Below are 11,760 nucleotides of genomic sequence, written 5' to 3'. Positions count from 1 at the left end.
TGCCGTTGGTCGGGCCGCTGATGACCAGTGCGGTCAGGGTGTCGGCGTCGGGGTCGGTGTCGTTGGCGAGCACGTCGATGGTGACCGGGGTGTCTTCGGTAGTGGTGGCGGTGTCGTCGGCGGCGATCGGGGCGTCGTTGACCGGGGTGACGGTGATGGTGACGGTGGCGGTGTCGCTGAGTGTGCCGTCGGTGGCGTGGTAGGTGAAGGTGTCGTCCCCGTTGAAGTTCGCGTTCGGGGTGTAGGTGAAGGTGCCGTCGGAGTTGAAGTTGAGGGTGCCATGCTCGGGTGGCTCGATGACGGTGGACGTCAGGGCGTCGTCGTCGGCGTCGGTGTCGTTTCCGGTGACTCCGTTGGGGATTGAGACTGTGAGTGCAGTGTCTTCGGCGGTGGTGTAGCTGTCGGGGCTGGCCACTGGGGCGTCGTTGACCGGGGTGACGGTGATGGTGACGGTGGCGGTGTTGCTGGTGAGTGTGCCGTCGGTGACGTGGTAGGTGAAGGTGTCAGTGCCGCGGAAGTCGGCGTCGGGGGTGTAGGTCCATCCGCCACTGTTGGGTCCGTCGTTGATCTCGGCGAGCGTGCCGTGGGCGGGACCGGTGACCAGCTTGCGATCCAGGCTGTCGCCATCGGGGTCGGTGTCGTTGCCCACGGCGTCGATCAATACCGAGGTGTCTTCTGCAGTGGTGTACGTGTCGGGGTTGGCGACCGGGGCGTCGTTGACCGGGGTGACGGTGATGGTGACGGTGGTGGTGGAGGTGTGCCCGCCGCCGAAGAGCAGACCACCCAGGCCGTGGAGGTGCCAGGGGCTGGCTTCGTCGGAGACGGTGTAGGTGAAGGTGTCGGTGCCGTTGTAGTTGGCGTCGGGGGTGTACGTGAAAGTGCCGGTGGGGTTGAGCGCCACTGTGCCGTGCGCCGGCTGGGTGTAGTCGGTGACCGTCAACTCGGTGCCGGCACCGAGATCGGCGTCGGTGTCGTTGGTCAGCACCGGGATCGTGACGCCGGTGTCTTCGACGGTGGTGACCGCATCGACCACCGCGGTGGGGGATTGATTGAAGAAGGTGCGTTGTAGTTCACGCTGCACCCAGCCCAGCACGACGAACAACATGACCGGCGGGGCCGGGGTGGCCGGGCCGGGCGCCAGGAATGACGTCAGCAGTGTGGTGATCGCGGTGACGGCGATGTTGGCCAAGACCACCGGGGCCCGCCACAGAACTTCGATCAGACTGTTGGGCTGATCGACCAGGGGAGCGGGGGCCGGGGTGCCCGCCGCGGCGGCCGCGGTGAACAATTGCGGTGCCGCGACGGGGTCCTCGTCGGTCAACGCGCTCAGCGTGCGTGTCATGAGCTGTCCACCGGGGAAATGCCCGGCGCTCAAGCCGTCGTCCTGACTGACGGGGTCGGTGATCTCCTGGATCAGGGCGCGGGTGGTCGTTATGCCCGGTTCGAAGGGCGCTACGTGGGCAGCTTCCGCCGGCGACCCGGTGAGGGTCGGCTCGTTCGGTGTCACAACTGCGGCGTCGGCCAGCGCGGTCGGCGAGGCGGTTTCCGTCTGCTGAGGGCTCGCGGTGATCCCCGTTGATGGGGCTGGCGTCGGGGTGGAGGCAATTGACCCGGCGTCGTCGACCTGTGCACCAGACAGGTGCGCGCCGCCGGTGTTCGAAAACTGCATCTCCGGCACCGTCGAATCGCTACCGGTCGTGGGACCTGCCCCCGCCTCGCTGCCCGATTCTGTCTCGAGCCCACTGGTGGGGGCCGCGGTGTCGGCCGGATCGATCGGGTCATCGGATGGATCAGCGGCGGTGTCGGCGGTGTCCGCGCTCCCCGAGGGCTGGGAACCTTCATCGGCCCACGCCACCGCCGGGCTGCCAATGCCGTATCCGGTGGCCACCGCCGCCCCGACACCCAATGCCACCGCCAGCGCACCGACCCGACCGATATAGATCGCGTGACCCATGCCCGCATCCCCTGCGACCCAGATGTCGCCGCGAAACCGGGGTCGATGAGGTTTCGGTCGGTGCGAGTCCGATCGCGTTGCCCAACGAGGGGCAGCAAAATTGACTGTGCTGTAAAAGCATAGCGCAACGGCGCGCTAGGCGATGCTTTAGCTACCGCCTGACCGTTGGCGAGCGCGCACGACGTCCGAAGGCCCATCCGCGACTGGGACGCGATGTCACGCCGTCGGTCGCCAGAATCCCTGAAAGCCCTGCCCGATGTTGGTGGTGCGGATGGGGGACAACTTCACCGGGTCGCCCGCCTCGATCATCTGCCCGTTGCCGACGACCATCGCGACGTGGCCGTCCCAGACCGCCAGATCGCCCGGCCGCAGCGCCCCGGCGGCGACGGGGGCACCCACGTCCTGTTCCTGCGCCAACCGCGGGAGCGACAACCCCGCTTCCGCGTAGGCCCACTGCGTCAGCCCGCTGCAGTCCAGGCCGACGCCGGGTGTGGTGCCGCCCCAGTCATACGGCACCCCGAGCTGCGTCAGGGCATGACGAACAGCGCTGGCCGCCACCGCGTTCGGCGCCATCGCCGAGCTGCCGTCGGGCAGACGCACCGCCACCCCGTCACCAAACGCGGCAGCGTCGGGCGTGTCGACCGATGCCTGTTCGGCGACGTCGCGCAGCAGCGAGCCGAACCCGGCCGAAGGCGAACCACCCGAGCCGAGACCCGAACCGCCCGACCCCAGACCGCTCGACGGCATCGGCGCACCGAAGGACGCGGGAGTGGTGGCGGCAGGCGCGGCAGGCGCAGCAGTGGATGACGGCAGTGCGGCGGCCTGTCCGTCGAGTTCGGCGCGTAGTTCCTCGACGACCGCGACCGCTTCAGCCAGCGACCGCCGCGCCTCGGCCAGCAGTTCCTCCGCTGTATCTGGCGAATCGAGGTGCGACTCCAGCGCCGCTGCGCGTGCTTCGAAGGCCTCGACGATGTTCCGCAGCCGCTCGCGGGCCGCGGTGACCGCTGCCTGCGCCGTCTCGACCGACGACCCGAGCCGCCCGACACGCTCCGCGGCGTCCTGTATCCGGGCGACCGCCGCGGCGACGTGGTTCGCCGCGGCATCGGCGCCAGGACCCGTCCACTGCTCGGCCGTTCGTCGCCACGCTTGGTTGGCGTCGTCCGAGACCTCCTGCAGGGCGATGCGTACCCGGTGCAGCACGTCGGTCAGTTCCGTCGAATGCGCACCCGGCCCGAGCAGCGTCTGCACCTCCCGGATCGGCGCCGCCAGCGTGGCCACCAACGGGCTCGGCATCGTCAGACGCCGCCGACCCGCGCGCTGGCCCGCGCGTCGGCAGTGTCGTAGGCCGTGGCCGAGGCGACGGCGGTGCCGGCGGCCGCCGATGCGCGCGAACCGAGCGCCGCCACCGCGCGGGCTTCGTGCGCGAGAGCTTCGAGGATCGCCGCGAGGAACGGCGCCCCGACCGGGCCGAACGCCTGGCCGGCCGCGGCTGTCGGCGCGGACGTCAGCGTCGAGGCGATGGCGGCCAGTTCGGCCGCGTGTGAGGCGTTGGCCGTCGCGAGGGTCCGGATGGCGTCGGTGTCGGCGTGCATGTGGATAAGACGCTGCCCGGTGACGATCGGTTCCGATTAAGGTTCCCGCCATGGATGTCCGCGTCGTCGATCACCCGTTGGCAGCGGCGCGGCTCACCACGTTGCGCGACGAGAGCACGAACAACGCGGCCTTCCGCTCAGCGCTGCGCGACCTGACCCTGATGCTGGTGTACGAGGCGACCCGCGACGCCGCCGTCGAACCGATTCCCGTGCGCACCCCGCTGGCGGAGACCACCGGCTATCGCCTGGCCAATCCGCCGCTGCTCGTACCGGTGCTGCGTGCCGGGCTCGGCATGGTGGACCAGGCGCACGCCCTGATCCCCGAAGCCCGCGTCGGCTTCGTCGGCGTCGCGCGTGACGAGCAAACCCACCAGCCGACACCGTATTTGGAGTCGCTGCCCGACGATCTGAGCACGCAGCCGGTGATCGTGCTCGACCCGATGCTCGCGACCGGCGGCTCGATGGCCCACACCATCAAGCTCCTCCACGAACGCAACGCCGTCGACATCACCGCGATCTGCGTGGTGGTGGCGCCGGAAGGTCTTGCGGCACTGGAGGAAGTGGCACCCGAATTACGTCTGTTCACCGCGACCATCGACGAGCGGCTCAACGACGTCGCCTACATCGTGCCGGGGCTCGGGGATGCCGGGGACCGCCAGTTCGGCCCGCGCTGAATGGATCAGAAGCGCTCGGCGGCGGCGGCCAATTCGTCGCGCACCCGTTCTGCCCGCGTGTGCGCCGCCCGCAGATCGGAACAGTCGCGACAGCGAACTTCGATGTAGGACTTGACCTTCGGCTCGGTGCCGGACGGCCGCGCCACCAGCCGTACCGCGATCTCGCCGTCGCCGCCGGACAGGACCAACGCGTCGGTGCCGTCGTGAGGCAGTAGGTCCGTCACCGTCACCGGGTAGCCGGCGAGCTCCTCCGGGGGCGTCTGCCGGAGCCGGGTCATCACGGCGGCGGCTTCATGGGCGTCCTCGACGCGCCGCGACACCGCGGCGGTGGCGTGCACGCCGTGGCGGCGGGCCAGATCGTCGAGTGCGTCGAGCAGCGTGTGGCCCCGGTCCCGCAGTGCCGCCACGAGATCGCAGACCAACACCGCGGCCGTGATGCCGTCCTTGTCGCGCACGGCCGACGGGTCGACGCAGTGACCGATCGCCTCCTCGTACGCGTACACCAGCGTGCAGCCGGGCAGGTCCACGTCCGCCCGCGACAGCCACTTGAACCCGGTGGCCGTCTCGACGTGACGGGCGCCGTGCTCCTCGGCGATCGCGGCGAGCATCCGCGACGACACCAGCGAACTGGCCACCACCGTGGCCTCGGTGACCGGACCGGGCTCGAGCTGCGAGAGGATGTAATCACCAAGCAGCCAACCGGTTTCGTCGCCGGTGAGCATCCGCCACCCGTCCGGCGTCGGAACTCCCACGGCGCAGCGGTCGGCGTCGGGATCCAAGGCGATGGCCACCTCGGCCTCCACGTCGGTGGCCAGCTTCAGCAGTTCCTCGACCGCCCCGGGCTCCTCCGGGTTCGGCGAGGACACCGTCGGGAAGTCGGCGTCCGGGGCGAACTGGCTCTCGACGACGTGCACGTCGGAAAACCCGGCCCGCACCAGGGCGTCGAGCGCGAACTCGCCGCCGACACCGTGCAGCGGGGTGAGTGCCACGCGCACCGCACCGTGCGTGTGGCGCACGCTGGCCGCCCGCTCGACATAGCGCTGGATCTCGTCGATGCCCGACGGCTTGACCGCGCGCCGAGGGATCTCATCGGCGTGCGGCGCATTCGCCATGGCCTCTTCGATCTCGCGGTCGGTGGGCGTGACGATGGGAAAACCGCCGCCGAAGTAGACCTTCAAGCCGTTCTCCGACGGGGGATTGTGCGAGGCCGTGATCTGGATACCCGCCGCGGCGGGTACGTGGCGCACGGCGAAGGCCACGACCGGAGTGGGCACGGCGGTGAGGAACAGTGTGACGGGAAAGCCCTGCGCGGCAAGCACTTCGGCGGCAGCCAGGGCGAAATCGTCGGAACCGTGCCGGGCGTCGCGGCCCACCACCACGTCCTGACCCTGCAAACCGCGGTCCTTGAGCACCGTGCCCACCGCCCATGCGGCGCGCATGACGACGGCGAGGTTCATGCCGCTGGGCCCGCCGCGCAACGGCCCGCGCAGGCCCGCCGTGCCGAACGCCAACGGGTGCGCGAAGCGCTGCTCGAGCTCCTCTTCCGAGCACTGCAGAAGCTCCGCGGCGGTTTTCGGATCGGGATCGTGAGAGATCCACTCTTGAGCTATGGCCGACTTCCCCGACGGACTCATGGCGTCAGTGTGCCCACTTTCACGTCGGCATATGCCAGCTTGCGCAGCACGGGCGCGACGAGCATCACGAGGTCGAACTCCAGCTGGGTCAGGTTGTCGCGCATCGCGGCGTTCAGCCACGCGTCGCGCTCGGCGCGATCGGCCGCCAGCAACTCGGCCCCCGCCTCGGTCAGCTCGATCAGCTGCCGGCGCCGATCGGCGTCGTCGGGACGGCGCACGATCAGCCCGCGGCCGACGAGCTCGTTGATGCCGTCGGTCAGCGACTGGACGCGCACCTGCATCCGCGAACCCAGTTCGGCGGGGGTGATGACCCCGGTTCGGCTGATCTCGCCGAGCAGTTCCATCTGGCTCAGCGTCAGCCCGTGGTCGGGACGGTGCCTGCGCAGCTGCCGGGCCACCGCCATCATCGACTCCCGCAGTTCGGTGGCGGCGGAGCTGTCACTATCAGGAGGCATAACCAAGTTATACCTTGGTAACGTGACCGGAGCAAAGGATCAAAACCACGGTTGCGATCATGTTTTAGCAAGGTGATACTTGTAATCACGATGGTGCGACGACTTCTGAGATGGGTGCTGCTGGCGGCGGTGACCGTCGTCGTCACCTATCCGCTCACGCTGCTCGGTGTGCCGTCGGCGGCGCTGTTCGCCGCGCTGGTCGTCGGCATCGCGCTGGCGCTGGCCTCGTTGGCGCCGGCTCGGGTGCCGCGTCTCGCCGGGCTCGGGGCGCAGGGTGTGCTCGGCGTGTACATCGGCACGATGGTGCACCGGGACGCCATCGACGCGCTGGGTCCGCACTGGCCGATTGTCATCGCCGTCGCGGTCGCCACCCTGCTGCTGAGCGTCGTCTGCGGCGCACTGCTGGCCCTGCGCCGCGACGTCACAGCGCTCACCGGATCGCTGGCGCTGGTCGCCGGGGGCGCCTCCGGGCTGGTCGCGATCACCCGGGAACTGGGCGGCGACGACCGCGTGGTCTCGGTGGTGCAGTATCTGCGAGTGGCGCTGGTGACGGCATCCATGCCCGTCGTCGTCACGCTGGTGTATCACGCCGACCGGTCGCACGACACCGCGCCCGCATCTCAAAGTGACGCGGCCCCTTGGTATCTGAGCGTCGGCATGCTCATCGCACTGGTACTGGTCGGCGGGGCCGCCGGCCGGCTGATCCGGCTCCCCGGCGCAGGCCTGCTCGGCCCGCTGGCCCTCACGGTGGTCCTGGAACTCACCGGCACGTCGTTCGGCCTCTCGGTGCCCATGGTGCTGGCGCAGATCGGTTATGCGGTGATCGGCTGGCAGGCCGGGGTGGCGTTCACCCGGGAATCCCTGCGCGCCGTCGGACGCCTGCTGCCGACCGCGATCGGCTTGATCGGGGTGCTCGGCGTGGTGACCGCCCTGCTCGGCGTGGCGCTGGCCCACGTCACCGGCCTGACCCCGCTGGAGGGCTACCTCGCGACCAGCCCGGGCGGGGTGTACGCAGTGCTGGCCACGGCCGTCGAGACCGGCTCCAACGTCACCTTCATCATCGCCGCCCAGGTGGTGCGGATCCTGCTGATGCTGTTCGCCGCGCCGCTGCTCGCCCGCGGCATGGTCCACCTCAGCCGCCGGTTCGGCGCTCAGAGCCGGGCGATGACACCGGCGAGCAGGGAACCCATCCGCGTCGCGGATTGACGGCCCGCCTCCAGCACTTCGTCGTGGTTCAACGGCCGACCGGTCATCCCGGCGGCCAGGTTGGTCACCAGCGACACCGCCAGCACCTGTGCACCGGCCGCGCGGGCGGCGATGGTCTCGTGCACGGTCGACATGCCCACCAGATCCGCGCCGAGCGTGCGCAGCATGCGGATCTCGGCGGGCGTCTCGTACTGCGGCCCGGCCAGGCCCGCGTAGACGCCGTCGGCCAGGGACGGGTCGATCTCGCGGGCGAGCGCGCGCAGGCGCGGGGAGTACGCGTCGACCATGTCGACGAACCGGGGACCGACCAGCGGGGAGCGGCCGGTCAGGTTGAGGTGGTCACCGACCAGCACCGGCTGGCCGACGACCAAGCCCTCACGCAACCCGCCCGCGGCGTTGGTCAACACCACGGTGTGCACGCCGCACGCGCAGGCGGCCCGGACCGGATGCACGATGTGGCGCAGCTCGTGGCCCTCGTAGGCGTGGATGCGGCCGACGAACACCAGCACCCGGTGATCGCCGATGCGCATCGACAGCAGCCGCCCGCCGTGCCCCGCGGCCGCAGGCGGCGTGAAGCCGGGAAGCTCGCCGACCGGCACCACCGCCACCGGATCGCCCAGCTGCTGGACGGCGGGTGCCCAGCCCGATCCGAGGACGACGGCCACGTCGTGGCGCTCGACGCCCGTGCGCTCGGCGATGGCGGTCGCCGACTCGGCGGCAGCTGCGTCCGGATCGGTCATGGTGGGCGAGCTTAGCTGTCGGGAACGTTGCTCAGGTTCCACTGTCGCGTCCCGCTCCGGGCGGCAGTGAGATACTGCGAGGATGCCTTCAGTCACCGCCTCGACGACCGTCGAGGACGCCGTTCATCGGCACCGCGGTGACCTGGTCGAGCTGTCCCACTCCATCCATGCCGAACCCGAACTCGCATTCGCCGAGCACCGAAGCTGCGCCAAGACCACGGCGCTGGCGGCCGAGCACGGCTTCGAGATCACGACCGCGCCCGGCGGCCTGGACACCGCGTTTCGCGCCGTCTACGGCAGCGGACCGATGGTCATCGGGGTGTGCGCGGAATACGACGCGCTGCCCGGCATCGGACACGCCTGTGGGCACAACATCATCGCCGCGTCGGCGGTGGGCACCGCGCTGGCGCTGGCCGAGGTGGCCGATGAGCTCGGCCTGACGGTCGTGCTGCTGGGCACTCCCGCCGAGGAGGCAGGCGGCGGAAAGGTGTTGCTGCTCAACGCCGGAGCGTTCGACGACATCACCGCGTCGGTGATGCTGCATCCGGGCCCGCTCGACATCGCCGCCGCGCGGTCGCTGGCGCTGTCGCAGGTCGCGGTGCGCTACGACGGCCGGGAAGCGCACGCGGCCGTCGCGCCCTATCTGGGCGTGAACGCCGTCGACGCGATCACCGTCGCCCAGGTGGCCATCGGCCTGCTGCGTCAGCAGTTGGCGCCCGGGCAGATGGTGCACGGCATCATCACCGACGGCGGCCAGGCCACCAACGTGATCCCGGCGCGCGCCGAGATGCAGTACACGATGCGGGCCGACGACGTGGCCTCGCTGCACGAACTCGAGCGGCGGATGTCGGACTGCTTTTTGGCCGGCGCGGTGGCGACCGGCTGCGGTCACGACGTCACCGAGACCGAGCCGACGTATTTGGAACTGACCCCGGACCGGTGGCTGGCCGAGGCGTTCCGCGCGGAGATGCTGCGGATGGGTCGCTCGCCGGTGCCCGCCGAATTGGAAGCGGCGTTGCCGCTGGGCAGCACCGACATGGGCAACGTCACGCAGGTGCTGCCGGGTATCCACCCGATCGTCGGCATCGATGCCGGTGGTGCGTCGGTGCACCAGCCCGCGTTCGCGGCGGCCGCGGCCGGGCCGAGCGCGGACAAGGCGGTGGTCGAGGGCGCGATCATGTTGGCCCGCACGGTGGTCGGCCTGGCGCAGACCCCTGCCGAGCGCGACCGCGTGATGGAGCTGCAGGAGAGGCGGGCGTCATGACGCTGCACGACGCCACCGAACTCTGGCTGGACGCGCACTACGACGACCTCGTCGCGTGGCGCAGGCACATCCACGCGAATCCGGAGCTGGGCCGCCAGGAATTCGCCACCACGCAGTTCGTCGCGTCGCATCTGGCCGATGCGGGCCTGAACCCGAAGGTGCTGCCCGGCGGGACGGGGCTGACGTGCGACTTGGGTCCCGAGGACGGGCCGAAGATCGCGCTGCGGGCCGATATGGACGCGTTGCCGATGGCCGACCGGACGGGCGCCCCGTACGCCTCGCTGGTGCCCAACGTCTCGCACGCCTGCGGTCACGACGCGCACACGGCGATGCTGCTGGGCACCGCGCTGGCGCTGACGTCCGTGCCCGAGCTTCCGGTCGGGGTGCGGTTGATCTTCCAGGCCGCCGAGGAGCTGATGCCCGGGGGCGCGATCGACGCGATTGCGGCGGGCGCGCTGACCGGCGTGTCGCGGATCTTCGCGCTGCACTGCGACCCGCGGTTGGCCGTCGGCAGGGTCGCGGTGCGGGCCGGGCCGATCACCTCGGCCGCCGATCAGCTCGAGGTCACGCTGCACTCACCAGGCGGGCACACGTCGCGACCGCACCTGACCGGCGACCTGGTCTACGGCCTCGGCACGCTGATCACCGGGGTGCCGGGTGTGCTGTCGCGCCGCATCGATCCGCGCAACAGCACGGTGATGGTGTGGGGCGCCGTCAATGCGGGCGTGGCCGCCAACGCGATCCCGCAGACCGGCACACTGTCCGGAACCATTCGCACCGCCAGCCACGACACCTGGGACACGCTGGAAGCGATTGTGCACGAGACGGTTTCGTCGCTGCTGGCACCGTTGGGAATCGAATACAGCCTGCAGTACCGGCGCGGGGTGCCGCCGGTGGTCAACGAGGCGATCTCGACGAGGATCCTTACCCACGCGATCGAGGTGATCGGCCCCGACGTGCTCGCCGACACGCGCCAGTCGGGTGGCGGCGAGGACTTCTCGTGGTACCTCGAGGAGGTGCCCGGTGCGATGGCGCGACTGGGCGTGTGGACTGGGCGCGGCCCCCAGTTGGATCTGCACCAGCCGACGTTCGATCTCGACGAGCGAGCGCTCGCCGTGGGTGTGCGGGTGCTGGCCAACCTGATCGAGCAAGCGGCCGCGTTCTGATTGCCCCGCCGTTCGGCGGACGGCCGCCTGCTAGACCGCCGCGGTGACCTTCTGGCGGGACACCAACTGGTCGTAAATCCACCGGTAGGTGCGTTCGAGTCCGTCAGCGAGCCGGATGGAGGGCTCCCACCCGTAGATCTCCTGAATCAGTGTGTTGTCGCTGTTTCGGCCGCGCACACCTTTCGGTGCGTCGAGGTTGTAATCACGCTTGACGGTAATTCCGGCGATTTGCTCGATAATGCTGACCATCTGGTTGATGCTGACCAATTCCGAGCTGCCGACATTGACCGGCACGGGGCTGGCGCCGGCGGTCACCTTGATCGTTCCCTCGACGCAGTCGTCGACGTACATGAAACTGCGTGTTTGCTCGCCGTCGCCCCAGATCTCGATCTCGTGACGCCCCGAGAGCACCGCCTCGGCGATCTTGCGGCACAGAGCTGCCGGAGCCTTCTCGCGGCCGCCGTCGAAGCTGCCGATCGGGCCGTAGACGTTGTGATACCGCGCGACCCTGGTCTGCAACCCGAAGTCCTCGAGGAAGTGGCGGGCCATCCGCTCGCTGAACAACTTCTCCCAACCGTAGCCATCCTCAGGCATCGCTGGATACGCGTCCTCTTCCTTCAGCGCCGTCACATCGGCGTCGACTTGCTTGTCGGCAGCGTAGACGCACGCCGAACTCGAGTAGAAGTATCGTCCGACCCCCGCGTCTCGCGCCGCCACCAGCATGTGAGTGCTGGTCAGCACGGACAGCATGCAGTCGGCCTTATGGGTCTCGATGAAGCCCATGCCGCCCATGTCGGCCGCCAGCATGTAGACGGTGTCCACTCCCTCGACGGCCACCCGGGCGTCTTCAATCGTCGCGAGATCAAGCCGGCGCGCATCGACGCCGTCGGGGATCTGATACCACTCGTCGAGCGGCTTGACGTCCGCCCCTCGGACCTCGACACCTTGCTCCCTCAGCACCCTGGCGAGGTGGCCGCCGATGAAACCGCCCGCGCCTGCAACGAGTGCCGTCTCCCGCGCACTACCCACGTCTGTCCTCCTCGATTCTCAGCACACCCACGTCTGCATTGGCGCA

11 protein-coding genes are annotated in these 11,760 nt (G+C 69.7%); 4 read left to right on the top strand and 7 right to left on the bottom strand.

Annotated elements, in window-relative coordinates:
• The 3 genes from ABGB19_RS25330 to ABGB19_RS25320 form a co-directional block, all read right to left on the bottom strand.
• Positions 1–1,954: Ig-like domain-containing protein (locus tag ABGB19_RS25330; protein WP_347688750.1), on the bottom strand; the 1,954-nt coding region annotated here is incomplete at its 3' end.
• A gap of 216 nt (positions 1,955–2,170) precedes the next feature.
• Positions 2,171–3,247: an NlpC/P60 family protein gene (locus ABGB19_RS25325; protein WP_347688749.1), complete on the bottom strand. Its 1,077-nt coding sequence runs from the start codon at positions 3,245–3,247 to the stop codon at positions 2,171–2,173.
• A gap of 2 nt (positions 3,248–3,249) precedes the next feature.
• A complete protein-coding gene (locus tag ABGB19_RS25320; protein ID WP_347688748.1) occupies positions 3,250–3,546 on the bottom strand; it encodes a hypothetical protein in 297 nt (98 codons plus the stop codon).
• Between the two features lie 50 nt (positions 3,547–3,596).
• Here ABGB19_RS25320 and upp point away from each other — a divergent pair, with 50 nt between their 5' ends.
• A complete protein-coding gene (gene upp, locus ABGB19_RS25315; RefSeq protein WP_347688747.1) occupies positions 3,597–4,220 on the top strand; it encodes a uracil phosphoribosyltransferase in 624 nt (207 codons plus the stop codon).
• 5 nt (positions 4,221–4,225) lie between these two features.
• On the opposite strand, the gene ABGB19_RS25310 is transcribed toward upp, so the two are convergent.
• Positions 4,226–5,854 (bottom strand): phospho-sugar mutase, encoded by a 1,629-nt coding sequence (locus ABGB19_RS25310; protein ID WP_347688746.1) that lies wholly within the window; start codon positions 5,852–5,854, stop codon positions 4,226–4,228.
• Complete coding sequence (locus ABGB19_RS25305; RefSeq protein ID WP_347688745.1) at positions 5,851–6,309, bottom strand: MarR family transcriptional regulator; 459 nt, start codon at positions 6,307–6,309, stop codon at positions 5,851–5,853. The genes ABGB19_RS25310 and ABGB19_RS25305 overlap by 4 nt, the downstream gene beginning before the upstream one ends.
• 90 nt (positions 6,310–6,399) lie before the next feature.
• On the opposite strand from ABGB19_RS25305, the gene ABGB19_RS25300 reads away from it, so the two are divergent.
• On the top strand, positions 6,400–7,515 hold the full coding sequence (locus ABGB19_RS25300; protein WP_347688744.1) for an AbrB family transcriptional regulator: 1,116 nt from the start codon (positions 6,400–6,402) through the stop codon (positions 7,513–7,515).
• On the opposite strand, the gene ABGB19_RS25295 is transcribed toward ABGB19_RS25300, so the two are convergent.
• Positions 7,461–8,255: a purine-nucleoside phosphorylase gene (locus tag ABGB19_RS25295; protein WP_347688743.1), complete on the bottom strand. Its 795-nt coding sequence runs from the start codon at positions 8,253–8,255 to the stop codon at positions 7,461–7,463. The genes ABGB19_RS25300 and ABGB19_RS25295 overlap by 55 nt on opposite strands.
• Before the next feature lie 82 nt (positions 8,256–8,337).
• Here ABGB19_RS25295 and ABGB19_RS25290 point away from each other — a divergent pair, with 82 nt between their 5' ends.
• A complete protein-coding gene (locus ABGB19_RS25290; RefSeq protein WP_347688742.1) occupies positions 8,338–9,519 on the top strand; it encodes a M20 family metallopeptidase in 1,182 nt (393 codons plus the stop codon).
• Entirely contained in the window at positions 9,516–10,685 is a 1,170-nt protein-coding gene (locus ABGB19_RS25285) for an amidohydrolase (protein ID WP_347688741.1), read from the top strand. The genes ABGB19_RS25290 and ABGB19_RS25285 overlap by 4 nt, the downstream gene beginning before the upstream one ends.
• A gap of 30 nt (positions 10,686–10,715) precedes the next feature.
• Here the strand turns inward: ABGB19_RS25285 and ABGB19_RS25280 are convergent, their stop codons facing one another.
• A complete protein-coding gene (locus ABGB19_RS25280) occupies positions 10,716–11,714 on the bottom strand; it encodes an NAD-dependent epimerase/dehydratase family protein (protein WP_347688740.1) in 999 nt (332 codons plus the stop codon).
• Positions 11,715–11,760 lie beyond the last annotated feature (46 nt).

It is taken from the genome of Mycobacterium sp. B14F4, assembly GCF_039871645.1.
GTDB lineage: Bacteria > Actinomycetota > Actinomycetes > Mycobacteriales > Mycobacteriaceae > Mycobacterium.
This window is presented reverse-complemented; position numbering and strand designations above follow the sequence as displayed.

What these genes read in the sequence shown, in the direction of transcription:
- ABGB19_RS25325 (WP_347688749.1), bottom strand. Translation starts at nt 3,247, where the DNA reads ATGCCGAGCCCGTTGGTGGCCACGCTGGCGGCGCCGATCCGGGAGGTG.
- ABGB19_RS25320 (WP_347688748.1), bottom strand. Translation starts at nt 3,546, where the DNA reads ATGCACGCCGACACCGACGCCATCCGGACCCTCGCGACGGCCAACGCC.
- upp (WP_347688747.1), top strand. Translation starts at nt 3,597, where the DNA reads ATGGATGTCCGCGTCGTCGATCACCCGTTGGCAGCGGCGCGGCTCACC.
- ABGB19_RS25310 (WP_347688746.1), bottom strand. Translation starts at nt 5,854, where the DNA reads ATGAGTCCGTCGGGGAAGTCGGCCATAGCTCAAGAGTGGATCTCTCAC.
- ABGB19_RS25305 (WP_347688745.1), bottom strand. Translation starts at nt 6,309, where the DNA reads ATGCCTCCTGATAGTGACAGCTCCGCCGCCACCGAACTGCGGGAGTCG.
- ABGB19_RS25300 (WP_347688744.1), top strand. Translation starts at nt 6,400, where the DNA reads ATGGTGCGACGACTTCTGAGATGGGTGCTGCTGGCGGCGGTGACCGTC.
- ABGB19_RS25295 (WP_347688743.1), bottom strand. Translation starts at nt 8,255, where the DNA reads ATGACCGATCCGGACGCAGCTGCCGCCGAGTCGGCGACCGCCATCGCC.
- ABGB19_RS25290 (WP_347688742.1), top strand. Translation starts at nt 8,338, where the DNA reads ATGCCTTCAGTCACCGCCTCGACGACCGTCGAGGACGCCGTTCATCGG.
- ABGB19_RS25285 (WP_347688741.1), top strand. Translation starts at nt 9,516, where the DNA reads ATGACGCTGCACGACGCCACCGAACTCTGGCTGGACGCGCACTACGAC.